We start from the raw sequence: 22007 nt of genomic DNA, 5'->3' as shown, positions 1-22007 counted from the left end.
CGCATCAGCGACACCCTTATAATTCAATGTATATCTCATGCATTTGACCGTTTCTTTCAACCGTCAGATTCAACTCTGTCATCTGAGATAAGCTTTGGAAGATTTCGCTCATTACAGAGGTATCTTTTAAATCCAGTCCGTTTATAGACACTGCAACATCACCTCTCTTCAACCCTACAGCATCAAACAGCGCGGCATCTTTACCTGGCACTAAGCGATAGCCCAGAACATCACCGTCTTTCTTAACTTGTGACATACGGACGTATTGGAATATTTGCTGCCTATCTTGGCGAATCTCTTGGCGAATTTTCTCTAAGGTATCTTTCGAAACCTGACTTGTCGTAGAAGAACGCTGACTAGGTTGGGGCTCTGAGCGAGGTTTGCTGTATTTCAAGCCTTCTAGCATCACAGTTTCATCGCGCCCGGCATTGTCTATAATGACACGATCAGCTTGCACTTGGATTAACTTGGCTCGGGTCCCTTCAATCACTTCATTGATGCCATAGGTCGCTTGGCGTCCTCGATTAGCAATAACCGCCAGGCTTTTACTTGGATCAGAACTCGTTACCAACCCGACGAGCACCACATTGAGGCGACTCTTAGGGGCATCTTGCACTTTAGGTTGTTCAACGACTGGATTGGATTGCTGAAACTGACCAAACAAATGACTATTTTGCAGCTCTGAAATATCGATATCTGATGACGTATCACTACCGCGCTGAACGATAGTATTCGGTTGCCACTGATTCACCGCAGGTGCACTCCAAGGCTGCCAAATCATGCGGCCCATAACCCAAGCAGCAATCACGAGCAAAGCCATCATTACGATGTAACTGACCCTTTGTTGAACCTTAAGTTCCTTAAGAGACGCACTGAGCGTATTCCATGTTTGTGCGTCGAATCGCTTCACTCAATATCCTTACTATCTATCTCGAACTTTCTTATCGTTATTAGGGCCCCACCTTACAGTACGGCGACCCAATAATCTAAATTTAAATGATAGTTTATTAATAATATGACTCTTCATTGTATCAAACTATGAAACAACCTAAACATCAAACCCGGTCAGCTTTTTCCCTCAGTGCCTATTTTTTTGAATCTCGCTTGAAAAGTGTTACATCCATCACCATTGTTACAGCATCAATTTGGAATCGAAGATTCATCACCTTAGAGGACATACAGCACTATGGGTTCCCAAACCGAAGCAGTTAGACTCGACAAATGGCTCTGGGCGGCACGCTTTTATAAGACGCGCTCCATTGCTCGAAATATGGTCGATGGCGGCAAAGTCCACTATAATGGTCAACGCAGTAAACCTAGCAAAGCAGTCGAACTCGGTGCAGTGATCACTCTAAGGCAGGGCCACGAGGAAAAAACCGTTGTTATTGAACAGATTTCTGATCAACGACGCGGGGCACCAGAAGCGCAGCTGCTCTATTCAGAAACCGCAGAGAGTGTCAGTAAACGTGAAGAAAACGCAGCACAGCGCAAACTTCACGCTCACAACCCGAGCCCAGATCGCCGCCCTGATAAGAAGCAGCGCCGCGACATCATTAAATTTAAACACCAATAAGCTCTACCAGATTTACGAGGAATCGCCACATGGCAAACAATGTTTTGAACCGCTACCTATTTGAAGATCTTTCAGTTCGCGGTGAGTTGGTACAATTGGATGACGCTTACCAACAAATCATTTCAAGTAAGGAATACCCTGCAGCGCTACAAAAGCTATTGGGTGAGCTATTGGTTTCAACCACTCTATTAACAGCAACCCTAAAGTTTGAAGGTTCTATCACTATGCAGCTGCAAGGTGACGGCCCTGTATCTCTTGCTGTTATCAATGGCGACCATGACCAGAAGCTTCGTGGTGTTGCTCGCTGGGAAGGTGACATCGCTGATGATGCAAACATCCATGACATGATGGGTAAAGGCTACTTGGTGATTACCATCGACCCTAAGAAAGGCGAACGTTACCAAGGTATTGTTGCATTAGAAGGCGATAACCTAGCAGAAGTGCTAGAAGGTTACTTTGCCAACTCAGAGCAGCTTAAAACTCGTCTATGGCTACGCACTGGTGAACATGAAGGCCAAGCGCATGCAGCAGGTATGCTGATTCAGGTTGTTCCTGATGGTACAGGTTCACCAGAAGATTTCGAGCACCTAGAGCAACTGACCGATACCGTGAAAAACGAAGAGCTGTTCGCACTAGAAGCCAACGAACTGCTTTACCGACTATACAACCAAGAGAAAGTTCGCCTATTTGATCCTCAACCAGTTGAGTTCTTCTGTGGCTGTTCTCGTGAGCGTAGCGGCGCGGCTATCATTACCATCGATCGTGCGGAAATTAATGACATTCTGGCTGAGGTTGGTTCAATTTCTTTACATTGTGATTACTGCGGCACGGATTATTCGTTCGACTCAGCAGACGTTGAAGAGCTGTTTACAGACTCAGATTCGGATAAGAAAACACTGCATTAATTTTTATGGCATAGCAAGCCTGTAATTTACCTTTCAAAAGGCCAGCACCCGCTGGCCTTTTTGTGATCAAAGCCCCGTAAAACCTAGCCTCACCTGTAATAAAACAACCTGTTAATTTTAAACAATTAATAATCGTTTTGCCCTAGCGCAAAGCTTTGCGCACACGATAAACTAACTAAGCCAATATGTGATGAGTCGCTTAAAACCCCAAGAAAAATACGGATATTTTTTGAGCTATATCCCTGTTTTCCGAGAGGCCCATTGCTAGCATGGTGAGCAGAAAACAATTAAAAAATTATTACAAAATCCCTACAAAATATTCCTATAAGGAGCACCTATGACCGTTATGGAACATACTAAGGCTGCAACAATTGATCTTACCAAACACGGGCTTCATAACGTAAAAGAGGTTATTCGTAACCCAAGCTACGACTTGCTGTTCGAAGAAGAGACTCGCGCTGATCTGGAAGGCTACGAAAAAGGCACTGTAACAGAACTAGGCGCTGTTGCTGTTGATACCGGTATCTTTACCGGCCGCTCACCAAAAGATAAATACATTGTGAAAGATGCGACCACTGAAGAGCATATGTGGTGGACATCCGACGCAGTGAAAAACGACAACAAGCCAATCGACCAAGCTGTATGGAACGATCTTAAAGCGCTTGTGACTAATCAACTGTCTGGCAAACGCGTCTTTGTCATTGACGGATACTGTGGTGCAAACCCGGATACTCGTCTAAGTATTCGCGTCATCACTGAGGTGGCATGGCAAGCACACTTCGTGAAGAACATGTTCATTCGCCCAAGTGAAGAAGAGCTGGCGACATTTGAACCTGACTTTGTCGTAATGAATGGTGCGAAGTGTACTAACCAGAAGTGGGAAGAGCATGGTCTGAACTCTGAAAACTTCACCGTATTTAACCTTACTGAGCGCATGCAGCTTATCGGCGGCACTTGGTACGGTGGTGAGATGAAGAAAGGCATGTTCGCGATGATGAACTACTTCCTTCCTCTTAAAGACATCGCTTCAATGCACTGTAGCGCAAACAAGTGTAAAGAGAATGGCGATGTGGCTGTCTTCTTCGGCCTTTCTGGTACGGGTAAAACGACGCTATCAACCGATCCTAAGCGTGAGCTTATCGGTGATGATGAGCACGGCTGGGATGACGATGGTATCTTCAACTTCGAAGGTGGCTGTTACGCTAAAACCATCAAACTATCGAAAGAAGCAGAACCTGATATCTACAATGCAATCCGTCGTGATGCGCTGTTAGAAAACGTAACCGTTCGCTCTGATGGTTCAATTGACTTCGATGATGGTTCTAAAACCGAGAATACACGTGTTTCTTACCCAATCGAGCACATTGAAAACATCGTTAAGCCAGTATCGAAAGCAGGTCATGCGAACAAGGTGATCTTCCTTTCTGCTGACGCATTTGGTGTTCTTCCACCAGTATCTAAGCTAACACCTGAGCAAACTAAGTATCACTTCCTATCTGGTTTCACGGCCAAGCTAGCAGGTACTGAACGTGGTATCACTGAACCAACGCCAACGTTCTCAGCGTGTTTCGGTGCTGCGTTCCTAACACTGCACCCAACTAAGTACGCAGAAGTGCTAGTTAAACGTATGGAAGCAGCAGGTGCAGAAGCTTACCTAGTCAACACAGGTTGGAACGGCAGCGGCAAACGTATCTCGATCCAAGATACCCGTGGCATCATCGATGCGATCCTAGATGGTTCAATTGAGAATGCAGAAACTAAGCACATTCCAATCTTCAACTTGGAAGTCCCAACCGCTCTGCACGATGTTGACCCAGCAATCTTAGATCCACGTGATACTTACACAGACCCACTACAGTGGGAAAGCAAAGCGAAAGATCTCGCTGGTCGCTTTATCAATAACTTTGATAAGTACACAGATAACGATGAAGGCAAATCATTAGTTGCAGCTGGCCCACAGCTCGATTAGTGACATCGACAGTAAATGTTTATCTAAGCCCCTCTTATGAGGGGCTTTTTGTTGCCTGCAAAGCAAAAGTGTTCCAAGCTAGTAGCACTAGTGAACGAAGGAATGTGATTAAACGTGAAAAAGCCACTCTTGCTGCTGTTGGTACTGTTTATTGGTCTATTTGCCCTATCCGCAGCCGCTCTCTATGCAGTGATGCAAACACGCTATGCTACGCAAGTCGTTAATGGCTTCTTCAACTATTTCTCATCCCAACCCATCACCACCAGCCAAGTAGAGTATACGCCGCCACTGAAGTTTAGCCTGAGCGATGTCACCATCGGTGAAGATGAGCAACGCATTCTCCTTCCGAAGTTAACTCTTTGGCTCAATCAGATACCTTGGCAAGACGACCAACTTGTTGTCGACAGCCTCCTTATTGAAGGAGCGACTCTTGACCTACAAACATTCAAGATTGAAGCACCAAAGCAGGTAAAACTGCACCAACTCGCGCTCAAGCAGACCGACATCAGCAGCGCAAATTGGTCTGTCCGAGGGCTGAACCTGCAAGTCGATCAACCAGTATGGCTATCTGAGAAACAAACACTGCCTTTTGGTGATATCCAACTCTCAGCTGAACAACTCTATATCCAAGGAGAAGCGCTTGATGGTCTGTTAGTCGACCTACGCTATCAACCGCAAGATAGCACCATATTTGGTAGCTCTTTTGTTTGGCAAGGCGCAAAGATTTCCGGTCAGGCAGAGCAATATCCTCACGGTTGGTCCCTCGTCAACGTCACGGTTGATCAACTCAACTTACCCGAATCCAACCAGCTCGAGACCTTACTGAGCACCTTAGGCAAGCTGCATTTACCTGTTTCACATATCAATAGCCTCGATATTTTGAACAGCTCGTTTAACTATGCTGACTGGCGCTTCGAACAGCTGGATGCTTCGCTAGAGAATCTCTATCTCAATCACTCTTTTTGGCAACAACAACAGGGGTATGCGTCATTTAACGCAGAAAGCTTAACCAACGGCGAGCTAAGACTTATCTCTCCTCGTTCAAGTCTAAGTTTGGATCCTGAACGCATTCAGATTGAAGAGTTCGATGCCGACTTTAAACAAGGAAGAGTGCAACTCAAAGGAAGCCTAACACCCAATGAAGTCGCCCTCGAACAGCTTTCCATCTCTGCTCTAAAATGGTTAGAAGAGACACACACGCTCTTGCCGACCGTACAAGGGCTGCTTACGCCTCTCGATAAGTTAACCATTCAATCATTAGATATTGAGAACACTCAACTGATTCAAGTTGAACGAAAGCCCTACTGGCAACTATCAGGGTTAAACATTGAAGGCAATGATCTGATCTTAGTGGATGGACAACATCAAGGGCTACTGGCGGGCAATCTCGAAGCCAGTGCCAATGCGGTGAATATTGATACCCTTATCGCCACTCAAGCTCATCTAACTGCCTCAGCTAACCAAAATAAGCTGATTCTTGAGCGTGCATTTATTCCTTTAGAACAAGGATACATAGAGGCCAGTGGCATGTGGGACCGAAGCACCCTCAGTGCGCCGTGGCAACTCTCTTTACATGCCGATGGAGTGCCGATGGAGCACCACGCTATTCAACAAGCGCTACCATTCACACTCACGGGGCAATCTGAATTCGAGGTGGAGTTAAGTGGATTGTCTGGCGATTACTCTATGCTGTCACACAGCGTATCGGGCGACATCAATGTTCACTTACATCAAGTCAGCTTAAACGCTCGTAGTGTCGATGGAGAGCAGCATTATTCGCAGCCACTCGATATCGAGCAGGTAAAGGTTCATGTAGATCGTGGCCGAATCACCATTGATGGGAAAAGTGACACTACTCACTTAGCTGGCCAAGCTGATTTGACCAAAGCGGAATACGCGACCATTTTGCTGAAGAGCCACCAGCCTTGCTTAGAGCTCTGGTCAGATATTTTGAATCGCGCCAATGTGATTAAGAAGACCTGTGATAAGCCAGACTTACCACAGGTCAAAGAAGATCAGACTTCGAGCGCCCCATCATCGCCCAACACAGCCTTATAGTTTGGTAGCAGCATGTAGGTTCCGATAAATTCAACAGCCGCATCATCACCGCTATAGATGGTGACATGGATAACGATACGGGCCTTACGGCCTGAGGCTAAACGGTCTAAGTCACCACTGATGCCATCAAGAGAGGTAGAAGCGACGGGGTTCTGTGTCACTGGATGGCGATAGCGAATCTGGCTATCAGCCAAGACAATATCACCGCTTAACCCACGCTCTTTCATCAGCAGCCACGTCATTCCCCACCCTGTCAAAGTGGCGAGGGTAAACGCAGAACCAGCAAACATGGTGTTATGAGGGTTTAGATTGGGGTTAAGCTGCGCGCCACACTCGAATTGGTAACCCGTGTACTGAGTGATCTTAATGCCCATTTTGTCACTGATTGGGATCTGGTGTTCCCAGCGCTCTTGCAGCTCAGTACACCACTCAGGCTTGCGCAGTACATTGGCCATTGGGTCGAGTGGTTTCACCATTTGTTGGTGCCTAACCGGGCCACGAACATCCGTCAGTTCGCCACGGCGCTCGAAACCATTTTTTTCGTAGAAAGAGATCGCGTCTTCACGTGCATTACACACTAAACGCTTAGCGCCTTCTTGACGAGCGAGAGACTCCAGAGCCACCAAAACCAATGATCCCATCCCCTTGCTACGGCGATTGCCTTTTACCGCCATAAAACGGATTTGACCTTCACTGTCCGGGGTAATATACAAACGACCGATGGCCATTGGGCGACCCCGTCCATCGACAATCAAACGATGATGACTCATCTGATCGTATTCATCACGCTCAGAACCAATCGGCATACGCCAAGGCTCCCTCAGCATTTGCCAACGAAAATGGTAGTATTTATTGAGTTGGTTTTCCGTTTTTGGCGTGATCAGCTTAAACATACAAATCCTTTTTTATGGAAGAGAGCTCCTCTTCCTTCCTAGCCAATAATCTTATTATACCTGTAACCAGAACGTGACGGGGCCATCGTTAACCAGTGAGACTTTCATATCCGCAGCAAATTGCCCGCGTTCAGTAGGAAGAACCTCTGCGCAGCGGTCAGAAAAATATTCATACAAGCGTTCCGCCTCAACAGGGTGAGCACCTCGAGAAAAACCTGCTCGCGTTCCCTTCTTGGTATCAGCCGGTAATGTAAACTGGGAAACCACGAGTACTTTACCTTCCACCTGCTTAACGTTGAGGTTCATTTTACCCTCCTCATCACTAAACACTCGGTAAGTGGTGACTCGCTCCATAAGACGCTTCGCTTTCGCTTCATCATCGTCTTTCTCTACGCCCAATAGCACAAGTAGACCTTGGTCGATTTCCCCTACGACTTCGCCGTCAACTCGGACAGCGGCTTCACTTACTCTTTGAATCAGGGCTATCACGACCGTCTTCCTCACCTTGTTGTACGGTTAAGTTCTTTGCAGAGTGTACCACTTCTTCCTGTTGGCACCACTCTTCCTTCTCGCCAAGCGCGGCTGTCACTTCTGCACCCACTAGCACGATGAGCCAACATAAATAGACCCAAACAAACAGAATTGGAATGGCAGCCAACGCACCGTAGATCAGTTGATAAGACGGGAACTGGGTAATGTAAGCTGCAAACCCTTTCTTACTCGCTTCAAACAGCAGCGCAGCCACCACGGCACCAATCAAGGCGTGAGAAAAGTGGACTTTCTTGTTAGGAACAAGCAGGTATAAACCGACAAAAGCGAATAAAGAAAGTAAAAAAGGTAACCAACGCAACAGCAGGTTATAAGCTCCCGATACCGCTTCGCTATCAATGATCTTCAGCGAAGTCACATAAGAGGTGGCGGCAATGCTCGCCCCGACTAATATCGGGCCTAAGGTGAGCACCATCCAATACATAGAAAACGAAAACACCGCGCGGCGCTTTTGCTGTACTCGCCAAATATAATTGAGGTTCTTGTCGATGTTAGAGATCAGCATTAGGGCTGCAACAAACAAGAACGCACCACCCACGGCACTCATTTTGCCGGTGTTCGACACAAACTCGAGTAAGGCTCCTTTCACCGCATCACCCGCAGCAGGGACAAAGTGGGTAATAACAAAGTCTTGAATGGCATCGCCCGCGTTTTCAAAAATGGCAAAGGACGACAACACCGATAACAGGACCGTCAGCATCGGGACGATAGACAGCAAAGTAATGTAGGCCAAATAGCCCGCATTCACGTTGACGCGATCATGATTCATCCGTGTCAGTAGATAGCGCCCAAAAATCAGACTTTGCTTAATAATTTGCTCGAATTTCAACTTGTATCTCCTAACCGACTCAGTCATCCTAACATCATAATTCTAAAGGAAAGGACACAATCATGCCGTATTTACTGGCTTTGGTATTCTCCATTTTCACCCTAACAGGCTGTCAGTCAGCCTACTACTCGGCGATGGAACAGGTAGGCTACCACAAACGAGATATCATGGTAGATCGCGTTGAAGATGCCAAAGAGTCACAACAAGACGCACAACAAGAATTTAGCAGCGCACTTGAAGCGCTCTCAGCGCTCACCAACTTCGATGGTGGCGAGCTAGAAACAGTTTATAACCAAATCAATGATAAATACCTAGATAGCGAAAAAGCGGCGCAAGATGTCAGTGACCGCATAGCAGCCATCGAAGATGTGTCGGATGCACTGTTTGATGAGTGGCAAGCTGAACTGGAACTGTACACCAGTGCGAAGCTGCACCGCTCTAGCGAACAGAAGCTAAGAGAGACTAAAGCGTCTTACAAGACCATGCTCAGTGCCATGAAGCGCGCTGAAGATAAGATGACTCCGGTACTCAACACTCTTCGCGACAACACGCTCTATCTTAAACACAACTTGAATGCGAGTGCGATCGGTTCGCTTCAAGGAGAGTTCTCAAGCCTAGAGAAAGACATTCAATATGCCATTAAACAAATGAATGCTGCGATTGCCGAGTCGGATAAATTCTTGCAGAAGCTAGCGCAATAAACTCAGTAACGGAAGCCAAAAGCACCGTTGTCATTGGGTTAGCCTTGTCGATACAAAAAAGCCCCGAGCAGTCAGACTGCTCGGGGCTTTTACTATCTAATCAACGAGTGATTACTTACCAGAACGTGAAGCGCGCTTACGATCGCTTTCCGTTAGGAACTTCTTACGAATACGGATGCTTTCTGGTGTTACTTCTACTAGTTCATCATCATCGATGAACTCTAGTGCTTGCTCAAGAGTCATCTTGATTGGCGGAGTAAGAACCTGTGCGTCATCAGTACCAGATGCACGAACGTTAGTTAGCTGCTTACCTTTCAGTACGTTTACTGTTAGGTCGTTGTCACGGCTGTGGATACCAACAACCATGCCTTCGTATACTTCAACACCATGACCAATGAACATGCGACCACGCTCTTGTAGGTTGAATAGTGCGTTAGTTAGCGCTTTGCCCATACCGTTAGAGATTAGTACACCGTTAACACGCTGGCCGATTTCGCCGCCTTTGTGTGGACCGTAGTGATCGAATGTATGGTAAAGAAGACCAGAACCTGAAGTTAGCGTCATGAACTCAGTTTGGAAACCGATTAGGCCACGAGATGGCATAACGAAGTCCATACGTACACGACCTTTACCGTCTGGAGACATGTCAGTCAGCTCACCTTTACGTAGGCCGATGTTCTCCATGATGCCGCCTTGGTGCTCTTCCATAACGTCGATAGTTACCGTTTCGAACGGTTCCATTAGCTGACCATCTTCTTCTTTGATGATTACTTCTGGACGAGATACCGCTAGCTCGAAGCCTTCACGACGCATGTTTTCGATCAGGATAGATAGGTGAAGTTCACCACGGCCTGATACGCGGAATTTGTCTGGATCGTCTGTTTGTTCAACACGTAGTGCAACGTTGTGTACCAGTTCTTTCTCTAGACGCTCAAGGATGTTACGTGAAGTAACGAACTTACCTTCTTTACCCGCAAACGGAGAAGTGTTTACTTGGAACGTCATTGTTACTGTTGGTTCATCAACAGACAGTGCTGGTAGCGCTTCTACTGCGTTTTGTGCACAGATAGTGTCAGAGATTTTTAGCTCACCAAGACCAGTAATCGCAATGATGTCACCTGCGTTCGCTTGATCAACTTCATGACGCTCAAGGCCTAGGTAGCCCATTACTGTGCCTACTTTACCGTTGCGAGTTTTACCGTCAGCACCGATAACCGTTACTTGTTGGTTTGCCTTAACAGAACCACGAGTTACACGAGCAACACCGATAACACCAACGTAAGAGCTGTAGTCTAGCTGAGAAACTTGCATCTGAAGCGGGCCGTCAAGGTCAACTTGAGGTGCTGCTACTTCTTCAACGATAGTTTCGAATAGCGCTTCCATGTCTTCAGCAGTTTCGCCTTCTTCTTTCGTTGCCCAACCGTTCAGTGCTGACGCGTAAACCACTTTAAAGTCTAGCTGTTCGTCAGTTGCACCTAGGTTGTCGAATAGGTCGAATACTTGATCCATAACCCAATCAGGACGAGCGCCTGGGCGGTCAATCTTGTTGATTACAACGATTGGCTTAAGACCGTGAGCAAATGCTTTTTGCGTTACGAAACGAGTTTGCGGCATAGGGCCGTCAACAGCGTCAACGATAAGTAGCACTGAGTCTACCATCGACATGATACGCTCAACTTCACCACCGAAGTCCGCGTGTCCCGGAGTATCTACGATGTTGATGCGATAATCATTCCAGTTGATTGCTGTGTTCTTAGCAAGAATGGTGATACCACGCTCTTTTTCGATGTCGTTTGAGTCCATGACACGCTCTTCAGCTTCGCCGCGAGACTCTAAAGTACCTGATTGCTGTAGTAGTTTATCAACCAGTGTAGTTTTACCGTGGTCAACGTGCGCGATGATCGCGATATTTCTTAAATTATCAATCTGTGGAGTAGCCATGGATTTGATTCACTCGATATAAGAAGCCCACTGAAAATCTCAGCAAACTTATTTGATTAAAAAAACGGCCATAATGTACCAGATTCTAGCGAAAAACCCAGAAATATGTGATCTCATTCGCTCCTTTTCGGCATATATTTTATTGATGAAACGCAAGCTGACTCCGAGTAAAGCAAAATCCCGATTGACATCGCCCCTAAAACTGGGCTGAATGGTATGCGCTTTTGTTTTATTTTGGTGCAGCAACTAATTCTTTGCACCAAAATGGAGCAACAAGAGATCATTGTGGTGCAACACGCTTCACCACAATGGAACTAAGCCCGCTAATTTATTGAAATTAATGGATTAATTTTTTTGGCACGGTTTTGGCTTTAATAAATTCAGCATCGATTAATACGATTGAAATGAAGTTAATCAATGCTGGATTAATAAACAAATCGAGCTAATACCGCTTTAATAACACTGGAGGTTATCCAAGATGTCAGTAGAAAACGTTCTATCGCTAATCCAAGAAAACGAAGTTAAGTTTGTTGACCTACGTTTTACAGATACAAAAGGTAAAGAGCAGCACGTATCGATTCCTGCTCACCAAGTGGACGCAGACTTCTTTGAAGAAGGTAAGATGTTCGATGGTTCATCTGTTGCTGGCTGGAAAGGTATCAACGAATCTGACATGGTAATGATGCCTGACGCATCATCTGCTGTTCTTGACCCATTCACAGAAGACGCAACACTAAACATCCGTTGTGACATTCTTGAGCCTGCAACAATGCAAGGCTACGATCGTGACCCACGCTCTATCGCTAAACGCGCTGAAGATTACCTACGTGCAACAGGTATCGCTGATACTGTTCTTGTTGGTCCTGAGCCAGAATTCTTCCTATTTGACGATGTTAAGTTCGCAACTGACATGTCAGGTTCTTTCTTCAAGATCGATGACGTAGAAGCAGCTTGGAACACAGGTTCTGACTATGAAGGTGGTAACAAAGGTCACCGTCCTGGCGTTAAAGGTGGTTACTTCCCAGTAGCACCTGTGGATTCATCTCAAGATATCCGCTCTGCAATGTGTCTAATCCTAGAAGAGATGGGCCAAGTGGTAGAAGCGCACCACCACGAAGTAGCAACAGCTGGTCAGAACGAAATCGCAACTCGCTTTAACACGCTAACAGCAAAAGCGGACGAAATTCAGGTTTACAAGTACGTTGTTCATAACGTTGCACACGCATTCGGTAAGACAGCGACATTCATGCCTAAGCCACTTGTTGGTGATAACGGTTCTGGTATGCACGTTCACCAATCTCTAGCGAAAGACGGTGTTAACCTATTCGCTGGTGATAAGTACGGCGGCCTGTCTGAAATGGCACTTTACTACATCGGTGGTGTGATCAAACACGCTAAAGCAATCAACGCATTTGCTAACGCATCGACTAACTCGTACAAGCGTCTTGTACCTGGCTTCGAAGCACCTGTTATGCTTGCATACTCTGCACGTAACCGTTCTGCTTCTATCCGTATTCCAGTAGTACCAAGTCCTAAAGCTCGTCGTATCGAGCTACGTTTCGGTGACCCATCAGCGAACCCATACCTATGTTTCGCAGCAATGCTAATGGCTGGTCTTGACGGTATTAAGAACAAGATCCACCCAGGTGAGGCGATGGATAAAGACCTTTACGACCTACCTGCAGAAGAAGCAGCAGAAATCCCAACAGTGGCTTACTCACTAAAAGAAGCGCTAGAGTGTCTAGACGCTGACCGTGAGTTCCTAACAGCTGGCGGTGTATTCTCTGACGACTTCATCGACTCTTACATCGGCCTTAAAGCTCAAGATGTAGAGAAAGTAAACATGACAACTCACCCACTAGAGTTCGAACTTTACTACTCTGTATAATCAGGTTAGGTAAGCAACAGATTACACTGTTGCATAAATTCAAGGCTCGCCTCGCAGGCGGGCCTTTTTGTTATCACTGGATAAAAAACGACCTGCTAATATAGCGTCATCATAACGTGAGGACAGATTATGCAGGTGCTTAACTTCGCCTTCCTCTTAGCGGTGCTCTTTAGCTCAGCCGCTCAGAGTCAAACGGTTTATACTTGGGTTGATGAAAATGGAACGCTCCATTTCAACGATGTCCCAAACAACAAAAAAGCCAAAGCGATTGATCTGCCTAACTTTGAACAACCTGCCCTTGCCCCTCAATTTGCCCCCGCTCTTCCTGTAGAGCCACAAGACACTGCTACCCCAAAACCAGCAGAAAAACCCTCTCCGTTGGAGATTACCATCACCTCACCACAAGACGACCAAGCCATCAGAAGCAATGATGGTACACTGATGATTCAAGCTGAATTAAACCGCAAGCTTGCTATTGGTGAGCAGCTTCAATTGACTGTTGATAACAAGCGCTACGGTGCGCCCAAAGCCTCTCCTCAATGGCAACTCAAAAACCTCGATCGAGGCACTCACTCTTTTGTGATTCAAGCATTTAGAGACGGCAAGCTTATTGCATCGTCCTTACCTATCACGGTGCATTTACAGCGTATCTCTGTGAGTAAGATAAAACCTTCGCCAAAAGCTTGAGGTAAGTCTCTATTTCACTTTCGTTATAACGTTGATTGCGCCATACTGAATGACTCAATGCACCAAATTGGTGCGTCAGATGATTCAGGTTCATGGATGAGGCAATACAGTGGATAACGAACTCAACGACATTATTTTAAATCACCAAGTCACTGCGATTTTAATCATGAATGAAACGCTGCAGGTTAAGTATGCCAATCCTGCGGCGGAGCAACTTTTCTCGCAAAGTGCGAAACGCATTGTTGATCATCCGCTATCTCACCTTATTCAACACGCCTCGATGGATCTGGCGCTGTTATCTCAGCCTCTACAAAGTGGTCAAAGTATTACCGACAGCGATGTGACCTTTGTGGTCGATGGAAAACCGTTGATGCTTGAAGTGACGGTCAGTCCGATCTCTTGGAAAAAAGAACTGATGCTGTTAGTTGAAATGAGAAAGATTGGTCAACAACGCCGGTTATCACAAGAGCTCAATCAACACGCGCAGCAGCAAGCAGCAAAGTTACTTGTTAGAGGACTGGCGCATGAAATCAAGAACCCACTTGGCGGGCTTAGAGGCGCGGCTCAATTACTTGAAAGAACCCTGCCAGACCCTAGCCTAACTGAATATACACAGATCATTATCGAACAAGCGGATAGACTGCGTGCCCTTGTGGACCGCTTGCTTGGCCCACAGAAGCCGGGGAAAAAGCAGCAAGAGAATTTGCACCTTATCCTTGAGAAAGTCAGGCAGCTTGTCGATTTAGAAACCAATCAAAGCATCACAATCGACCGAGACTATGACCCTAGCTTGCCAGAGATCCTGATGGATGCAGCGCAAATAGAACAAGCGCTACTGAACATCGTCAGCAACGCTGGGCAAATCCTCAAACAGCAGGAAAACGGCCAGATCACTATTTGCACCAGAACAGTGCATCAAGCCAATATTCACGGTCAACGCTGCAAGCTCGCGGCTCGCATTGAAATCATTGATAACGGCCCGGGTATTCCGGCCGATTTACAAGACACACTTTTCTACCCAATGGTCAGCGGGCGGGAAGGTGGTACAGGCTTAGGGCTTTCTATTGCTCAAAACCTGATAGACCAACATCAAGGCAAGATTGATGTTGAAAGCTGGCCGGGTAGAACAACATTTACAATATATTTACCCATTTAATGAGACGTTATTTGGCATTGCTGGAAGGAAGAGATTATGAGTAAAGGGTATGTTTGGGTTGTTGATGATGACAGCTCCATTCGTTGGGTCATGGAAAAGACTCTTTCGTCTGCCAATATTAAGTGTGAAACCTTTTCAGACGCAGAAAGCGTCCTGCTGGCACTTGAAAGAGAAATGCCAGATGTCTTGGTCTCAGACATCAGAATGCCAGGCATGGACGGTCTAGAGCTGCTGAAACAAATCAATGAACGCAGCCCTGAACTACCGGTGATCATCATGACCGCGCATTCCGATCTTGATGCCGCGGTGAATGCCTACCAAAAAGGCGCGTTCGAATACCTTCCAAAACCATTTGATGTTGATGAAACCCTTACGTTAGTCGAAAGAGCGATTGCTCACAGTCAGGAACAAAAGCAGGAGCAAGCCACTCTCGCTGAAGAAGATTACACGCCACCTGAAATCATCGGTGAAGCGCCGGCAATGCAGGAAGTATTTCGTGCTATCGGCCGCTTATCTCGCTCTTCAATCTCGGTACTAATTAACGGAGAGTCTGGAACAGGTAAAGAACTGGTTGCTCATGCCCTGCATCGACATAGTCCTCGCGCAGCCAAACCTTTTATCGCCCTCAATATGGCTGCAATTCCTAAAGACCTGATCGAATCTGAATTATTTGGCCACGAAAAAGGCGCCTTTACCGGCGCCAACAGCGTAAGGCAAGGTCGATTCGAGCAAGCCAATGGTGGCACGCTCTTTCTTGATGAGATCGGTGATATGCCCCTCGATATCCAAACTCGCCTACTCAGAGTCTTAGCTGATGGTCAGTTTTATCGCGTTGGAGGGCACTCACCAATCAAAGTCGATGTACGAATCGTTGCTGCTACACACCAAAACCTTGAAGGTCTAGTGCATAAAGGCGACTTCCGCGAAGACCTTTTCCACCGTCTCAATGTGATTCGCATTCAGATCCCTGCACTACGAGAGCGCAAGCAAGACATAGAAAAGCTAACATTGCACTTTCTTGCATTAGCGGCGGAAGAGCTCGGAGTAGATGTCAAAACACTGCATCGTTCTACCGCTGATAAGCTGACGCAGTTGGAATGGCCAGGCAACGTTCGTCAGTTGGAGAACATTTGTCGCTGGCTAACCGTCATGGCTAGCGGAACTGAAGTGTTACCTAGCGATCTACCGGCGGAGCTGTTTGAAGAAAAGGCCATCGGGACTGAAAACCCATTGGGGACTTGGCAACAGCAATTGGCGAGTTGGGCGAAAAACTCCCTCTCTAAAGGGAATACTGAGTTACTCTCTTACGCACTTCCTGAATTTGAACGTATACTTTTGGAAGCGGCATTAGAACATACCAATGGCCATAAGCAGGATGCAGCTAAGGTTTTAGGGTGGGGGCGAAATACGTTAACACGTAAATTAAAAGAGCTTTATTAAGACACAGAGCTCATATAACCACCACTCGTCATCCAATTGAACTAGGTGATTTCAGCTCCGAACTTTCCGGATAATGGGCTAAAATCGAAGAAATCACCTATTTTTTGACCAAAAAGCCTCGCTCGCATTTACTAAAAGATATAAAATACAGCGTACTGTACTTATAGAAGATTATTCATGTCAGCGACTACTCAAATTACGCTACGAACAGCAGTTGTCCTCCCATTTGTGATGATTTTTATCATTACTATTGGGGTCATTATTGCCGTTCAGAAAAATAGCTATGAAGAAATGGTCGTTGATATCAGTGATAAGCAGCTTTCTTCTTTAACCGACAATGTTAACCTCGAGCTGAGCAAGTTCCTCAACGAACCCTTCCAAGCCAGCTTAGCGCTAAGCCACTCGATCGGCTTTAACCAGCTCTACCAACTGGGTGACACTAAAGCGATAGAAAACTACTTTCTCACCTCTTTTAGTCATCTTTATCAATCGATTCCTCAGCTAGATGTGATTGGCTTTGGAGGAGAAGGCGCTGAGTACGTAGGTTTTCGCAAAGAGCCTAATAATGGCTATACCTTGATGGTGCAAGACGAGACGACACAGCAAAAGCTTGTGATCTATCGAGGGCAACACGTTGGCCAAGACATACGTTCCGTCATTGAAGGTTACGATCCTCGCATCCGTCCTTGGTATGCACCGGTTGCTAAGAGCTTGAAACCGATGTGGTCATCGATCTACGCCAATGCCGATGAAAGACAAGAAATTACCCTCTCTGCCCTAACACCCGTCTTTTATGATCAAGATTTTCAGGGTGTGGTCGTCACGGACGTCAAAATCGATACCTTTAACTCATTCCTAAGCTCACAACAGAAGCAAACCAATGCGGTTATCTATATCGTAGATGATAAACAACGCTTAGTTGCCCACTCAACCGGGGGCAGTGTGGTGTCTTGGGGAACTCCGCTGAGTGACAAAGGCGAGCGTTTATTGGCCACAGAAAGTGCCAACCCAATCGTCAAAGCGAATGCCGAATACTCACTGTCACACAACTTCTATTCTCAGGGTGAAATACAGCGTTTCTCTCAAGATATCGAGAATGAGCGTTACTTTAATCACTTTACTCCATTTATTGATGAGCACGGATTGAAGTGGTACATCGGCGTCGCGATTTCAGAAAGTGATTTATTAGGCAAATTGCCAGAAAGTCAGAGAGACAGCTGGATTCTAGGGATGACTGCCAGCCTGATTGGTATCGCTCTTGGGCTTTTCGCCTTTAATCGCATTGTCGCTCCTATTACCTCCACCGCTGCTGCGGCAAAGCATTTGGCAAAAGGTGACTGGGATAGCCACATGCCTAAGCCAGGTAACATCTACGAGACTACGATGTTGGTGTATGCCTTCAACGAGATGGCCAACAACCTAAAAGCGTCATTCCGAGCGCTACGCTCTCAGCTTCTTTATGATTCACTGACTAACCTCTACAGCCGTGAAGGTCTGATCGATACCTGTGACAAGATGCCAAATTTAAACGGGTCATTGCTGCTTCTCGGAATCGACAAATTTAGAGATATCAATGACAGCTTGGGCCACTATAAAGGTGACCAACTATTGGTGATCATCTCTCAACGTCTGACATCACTGTTCTCTGACGACCATTACATTGCCAGAATTGGCGGGGATGAGTTTGCGATTTATTCTCCACAAGAACAGAGTGAAGAAGAGCTGCTCCTTGCTGCAAGCCGTATTAAACAAATGTTTGCCTCTCCGTTTATCATGGATCAAGAGAGCATTGTCGTAAAAGTCTCAATTGGTATCGTAGAGTCAGGACCTGACTTCAACATGACCCTTTGGCTGCGTAACGGCAGTATCGCTTTGAGCAACGCCAAACAAGAGATCGCCAATATTAGTTTCTATCGACCAGAAATGGCCGATATATCCCGTAAGCGCACGCTCATGGTGTCAAAAATTCAGGATGCGATTGAACGTAAAGAGTTTATTCCTTTTTATCAGCCTCTCGTCGACCTAAATAGTGGTGAAGTCATTGGCGCTGAAGCCCTGGCACGCTGGCTCTCGCCTTCTTCCGGACTCGTGCCTCCTCTGGAATTTATTCCGATTGCTGAAGAAAGCGGCCTAATTGGTGCTATTGGTGAACAGATCCTGCTTCAAGCATGTAACGATACCGTTGAGGGGATGAGAGAAGGGAAATGGGATAAAGATTTTCACATGCATGTGAACTTGTCTGTGAACCAATTATCTCAGCCTGATTTCATTTCAACGCTGCAGCGTATTTTGGCAACATCGACACTCGAGCCAAACAACTTAACACTCGAAATCACTGAGTCTCGCATTGTCGACAATGATCCAGTGACCATCAAAAATATGCAGGCAATCAGAGATCTTGGCGTCCATATCGCCATTGATGATTTTGGTACCGGCTATAGCTCACTGGCTTATTTACATAAGTTGCCATTTGACTGTTTGAAAATCGACCGCACCTTTGTTGAGAAACTTTCTCCACAAGATTTAGACACTTCTATTGTGGCTGCGATCGTAAACATGACACGTGGTATGAAAGTCAGCTTAGTGGCTGAGGGTATCGAAACCTCTGATCAAGCAAAACTACTCAACCAGCTCAACTGTCCACAAGGGCAAGGCTTTTTATACAGTAGACCGGTTCCTTATGGAGAGTGGCCAACAGATTTGGTTAACATGAAATAAAAACCAACGTTTATGGCGGCTTTTCTACGCTTACTCTACTGACACTTCTATCTTTGATTCTTATACTTAGCTCAATTCATTTACTTGGAACGACGACAATGATAACCAAAAATCTTCCCCTAACTGATTTGCACCGTCACCTTGACGGAAATATTCGTACAAAAACAATCCTAGAACTAGGTCAGAAGTTTGGTGTAGCACTTCCTGCTTACGATATCGAATCATTGACTCCACACGTTCAAATCGTTGAAGCGGAGCCATCTCTAGTCGCGTTCCTTTCAAAACTTGATTGGGGTGTGGCAGTACTCGGTGATCTTGATGCTTGTCGCCGTGTTGCCTACGAAAACGTTGAAGATGCACTTAACGCACAAATCGACTACGCAGAACTGCGTTTTTCTCCATACTACATGGCAATGAAACATAAACTGCCTGTAGAAGGCGTAGTAGAAGCGGTTGTTGATGGCGTACAAGCGGGTGTCCGTGATTTTGGCATCAAGGCTAACCTAATTGGTATTATGAGCCGTACGTTTGGTACAGACGCTTGTCAGCAAGAACTTGATGCTATCCTTACCCAGAAAGATCATATTGTTGCGGTTGACTTAGCAGGTGATGAGCTTGGCCAACCAGGGGACCGCTTTGTTAAGCACTTTGCCCAAGTTAAAGATGCGGGTCTGAATGTCACTGTACACGCTGGTGAAGCAGCTGGCGCAGAAAGTATGTGGCAAGCTATCCAAGAGCTTGGTGCAACACGTATCGGTCATGGTGTTAAAGCTATTCACGATCCAAAGCTAATGGACTACCTAGCGGCTAACCGTATTGGTATTGAGTCATGTCTGACTTCTAACTTCCAAACTAGCACGGTTGAGTCACTAACCAACCACCCTCTGAAGCAGTTCCTTGAGCACGGTGTTCTAGCCTGTCTAAACACGGACGACCCTGCAGTTGAAGGTATTGAGCTTCCTTACGAATATGAAGTAGCAGCGCCTCAAGCAGGCCTATCTCAAGAGCAGATTCGCCAAGCCCAGATCAACGGCCTTGAACTAGCCTTCATCTCTGATGAAGAGAAGCAAGCATTACGCGATAAAGCAGCTAACCGCTCTTAATTGACTGATTCATCCTGCTCTGGATGGGAATAAGTGAAAAGCCGACACAGATGATGTGTCGGCTTTTTATTATCTATTGGTTCTCAAATCTACTTTGCATAAACTCAATAAAGGTCTGTAGGCGTTTCGGCTGATATTTCTCACGGTGATAAATTGCATAAAAAGGAACTGGCTCAACCTGCCATTCTTCCATCACAGGGACAAGCAAGCCTTCATCAAGCTGCTCTTGGCAATACATCATTGGAACACGAATAATTCCGTTGCCGTGCAAGGCACCAGTAACAAGAGCTCGACCATTTTTACACACTAAATGAGCCTTCACACTCAATTCATATCGGCTATTATCTTGCTTGCTGTGAAAGTGCCAACTGGTGACAGAGCCTCGTAAAATTCGATGTTCACTCAACTGTTTCGGGTGCTGAGGCTCACCATACTTCGATAAATAGCTCGGACTGGCCAACGTGACCATTTCAATATCACAAAGGTGCTTACCAACAAAGTTAGCGTCTTCGAGCTTACCCATACGAAAAGCGACATCAAACTGATCTTCAATTAAGTCAATTCTTGGGCTCGAAAAATCAAGCTCCACAGAGATATCTTCATATTGCCCCATAAACTCAGCAATATTACTCGCAATAACATCTTCGCCTAAGGGCCCGCCAACGCTGTTGACGCGAATATGCCCTTGTACTTTCTCCGTGTCATCGACTGCTGCAAGAAGTGCCTGCTCCACCTGGGTCAATGCCCCTTCACATTGCTTATAAAAGCGCTCACCCGCATAAGTCAGTTTCAGTGAGCGTGTAGTGCGGGTTAGAAGACTCACCCCCATACGCGATTCTAACGCAGAGATCTGGCGAGATACGTGAGAGCGCGAGACGTTTAGCGCCTCTGCAGCCTTAGTAAAATTTCCGAGTTGAGCAATCAAAACAAAAGATCGGATATCAGCTAGGTTTACGTTGTTAATCATGGATAGCGATGTCGTAAGAGATTTTCTCTAGCATAACAAAAAATGGCTTGTGGCTATGCGATAAAACGCAAAAGGCCCGTTGCGTTAGCAACGGGCCTTAATGAAAAAAGCTAGAAATGACGAAAGCCTGCAAATCACTTTGCAGGCTTTCTGTATAGTGGCGGAGAGATAGGGATTTGAACCCTAGATACGCTATTAACGTATGCCGGTTTTCAAGACCGGTGCTTTCAACCACTCAGCCATCTCTCCACAAATTGTCATCGTCAGATTAGTACACTGATGATGTGGTTACACGTTTATACGGGTAACAGTACCTTTTTGTCTTCACTTTTTAAAAAGTGAAAATAAATTGGAAGCCTGGCGATGTCCTACTCTCACATGGGGAAACCCCACACTACCATCGGCGCTAATTCGTTTCACTTCTGAGTTCGGCATGGAATCAGGTGGGTCCAAATCGCTATGGTCGCCAAGCAAATTCTTTYTCTCTATTTCTAGAGAATAATCTGGAAAGCTGTTTAAGTTCTTAACACATTCAATATTCTTGTATTGAGTCCATCAAAACCCTTTGGGTGTTGTATGGTTAAGCCTCACGGGCAATTAGTACAGGTTAGCTCAATGCCTCACAGCACT

Annotated in this window: 17 protein-coding genes, 1 tRNA gene and 1 rRNA gene; 11 read left to right on the top strand and 8 right to left on the bottom strand. The window is 46.0% G+C overall.

All coding sequences use genetic code 11. From position 1 onward, the window contains the following. Positions 1 to 16 precede the first annotated feature (16 nt). On the bottom strand, positions 17 to 910 hold the full coding sequence (gspC, locus tag EJ063_RS14810; protein ID WP_439333290.1) for a type II secretion system protein GspC: 894 nt from the start codon (positions 908 to 910) through the stop codon (positions 17 to 19). A gap of 276 nt (positions 911 to 1186) precedes the next feature. Between gspC and hslR the strand changes: the two genes are divergently transcribed. The 4 genes from hslR (at position 1187) to EJ063_RS14790 (ending at position 6505) form a co-directional block, all read left to right on the top strand. Continuing rightward, on the top strand, positions 1187 to 1573 hold the full coding sequence (gene hslR, locus EJ063_RS14805; protein WP_126575134.1) for a ribosome-associated heat shock protein Hsp15: 387 nt from the start codon (positions 1187 to 1189) through the stop codon (positions 1571 to 1573). 29 nt (positions 1574 to 1602) lie between these two features. Next, the gene (gene hslO, locus EJ063_RS14800) at positions 1603 to 2478 is read left to right on the top strand and encodes an Hsp33 family molecular chaperone HslO (RefSeq protein ID WP_126575133.1); all 876 of its coding nucleotides are present in this window, start codon (positions 1603 to 1605) and stop codon (positions 2476 to 2478) included. Positions 2479 to 2815: 337 nt separating this feature from the next. Beyond that, a complete protein-coding gene (gene pckA, locus EJ063_RS14795) occupies positions 2816 to 4447 on the top strand; it encodes a phosphoenolpyruvate carboxykinase (ATP) (RefSeq protein WP_126575132.1) in 1632 nt (543 codons plus the stop codon). A 114-nt stretch (positions 4448 to 4561) separates the two neighbouring features. Further along, positions 4562 to 6505 (top strand): AsmA family protein, encoded by a 1944-nt coding sequence (locus EJ063_RS14790; protein WP_126575131.1) that lies wholly within the window; start codon positions 4562 to 4564, stop codon positions 6503 to 6505. On the opposite strand, the gene EJ063_RS14785 is transcribed toward EJ063_RS14790, so the two are convergent. Genes EJ063_RS14785 through EJ063_RS14775 form a run of 3 tightly spaced genes read right to left on the bottom strand, consistent with a single transcriptional unit; the run spans position 6463 to position 8803 of the window. Further along, the gene (locus tag EJ063_RS14785) at positions 6463 to 7398 is read right to left on the bottom strand and encodes a bifunctional GNAT family N-acetyltransferase/hotdog fold thioesterase (protein WP_126575130.1); all 936 of its coding nucleotides are present in this window, start codon (positions 7396 to 7398) and stop codon (positions 6463 to 6465) included. The two genes, EJ063_RS14790 and EJ063_RS14785, sit on opposite strands and share 43 nt — an antisense overlap. Positions 7399 to 7452: 54 nt before the next feature. After that, positions 7453 to 7887, bottom strand: a complete 435-nt coding sequence (gene dtd / locus EJ063_RS14780; RefSeq protein WP_126575129.1) for a D-aminoacyl-tRNA deacylase — start codon at positions 7885 to 7887, stop codon at positions 7453 to 7455. Further along, complete coding sequence (locus EJ063_RS14775) at positions 7859 to 8803, bottom strand: virulence factor BrkB family protein (RefSeq protein WP_439333289.1); 945 nt, start codon at positions 8801 to 8803, stop codon at positions 7859 to 7861. The genes dtd and EJ063_RS14775 overlap by 29 nt, the downstream gene beginning before the upstream one ends. A gap of 35 nt (positions 8804 to 8838) precedes the next feature. On the opposite strand from EJ063_RS14775, the gene EJ063_RS14770 reads away from it, so the two are divergent. Beyond that, entirely contained in the window at positions 8839 to 9477 is a 639-nt protein-coding gene (locus EJ063_RS14770) for a DUF2959 domain-containing protein (protein WP_126575127.1), read from the top strand. A gap of 111 nt (positions 9478 to 9588) precedes the next feature. Here EJ063_RS14770 and typA read toward each other — a convergent pair whose 3' ends face one another. Then, positions 9589 to 11418 carry a translational GTPase TypA gene (gene typA, locus EJ063_RS14765; protein ID WP_126575126.1) on the bottom strand — a complete coding sequence of 610 codons (1830 nt, stop codon included), beginning with the start codon at positions 11416 to 11418 and terminating at the stop codon, positions 9589 to 9591. A 478-nt stretch (positions 11419 to 11896) separates the two neighbouring features. Between typA and glnA the strand changes: the two genes are divergently transcribed. From glnA to add, 6 genes are all read left to right on the top strand, one after another. Further along, positions 11897 to 13306, top strand: a complete 1410-nt coding sequence (gene glnA / locus EJ063_RS14760) for a glutamate--ammonia ligase (RefSeq protein ID WP_126575125.1) — start codon at positions 11897 to 11899, stop codon at positions 13304 to 13306. 129 nt (positions 13307 to 13435) lie between these two features. Continuing rightward, positions 13436 to 13993, top strand: coding sequence for a DUF4124 domain-containing protein (locus EJ063_RS14755; protein ID WP_126575124.1), 558 nt, complete (start codon positions 13436 to 13438; stop codon positions 13991 to 13993). 109 nt (positions 13994 to 14102) lie between these two features. After that, positions 14103 to 15149 carry a nitrogen regulation protein NR(II) gene (gene glnL, locus EJ063_RS14750; RefSeq protein WP_126575123.1) on the top strand — a complete coding sequence of 349 codons (1047 nt, stop codon included), beginning with the start codon at positions 14103 to 14105 and terminating at the stop codon, positions 15147 to 15149. Positions 15150 to 15185: 36 nt separating this feature from the next. Then, the gene (glnG, locus tag EJ063_RS14745) at positions 15186 to 16589 is read left to right on the top strand and encodes a nitrogen regulation protein NR(I) (RefSeq protein ID WP_126575122.1); all 1404 of its coding nucleotides are present in this window, start codon (positions 15186 to 15188) and stop codon (positions 16587 to 16589) included. Positions 16590 to 16766: 177 nt separating this feature from the next. Continuing rightward, entirely contained in the window at positions 16767 to 19307 is a 2541-nt protein-coding gene (gepA, locus tag EJ063_RS14740) for a phosphodiesterase GepA (protein WP_126575121.1), read from the top strand. A 98-nt stretch (positions 19308 to 19405) separates the two neighbouring features. Continuing rightward, positions 19406 to 20410, top strand: a complete 1005-nt coding sequence (gene add, locus EJ063_RS14735; protein ID WP_126575120.1) for an adenosine deaminase — start codon at positions 19406 to 19408, stop codon at positions 20408 to 20410. Positions 20411 to 20483: 73 nt separating this feature from the next. Here add and EJ063_RS14730 read toward each other — a convergent pair whose 3' ends face one another. The 3 genes from EJ063_RS14730 to rrf all read right to left on the bottom strand — a co-directional run bounded on the left by EJ063_RS14730 (position 20484) and on the right by rrf (position 21848). Continuing rightward, positions 20484 to 21377, bottom strand: coding sequence for a LysR family transcriptional regulator (locus tag EJ063_RS14730; RefSeq protein ID WP_126575119.1), 894 nt, complete (start codon positions 21375 to 21377; stop codon positions 20484 to 20486). A gap of 158 nt (positions 21378 to 21535) precedes the next feature. Then, positions 21536 to 21626, bottom strand: a tRNA-Ser gene (locus EJ063_RS14725). Between the two features lie 106 nt (positions 21627 to 21732). Then, positions 21733 to 21848: ribosomal RNA gene (gene rrf, locus EJ063_RS14720) — 5S ribosomal RNA — on the bottom strand. Positions 21849 to 22007: the final 159 nt, after the last annotated feature.

The organism is Vibrio aquaticus (genome assembly GCF_003970385.1).
GTDB lineage: Bacteria > Pseudomonadota > Gammaproteobacteria > Enterobacterales > Vibrionaceae > Vibrio > Vibrio aquaticus.
This window is presented reverse-complemented; position numbering and strand designations above follow the sequence as displayed.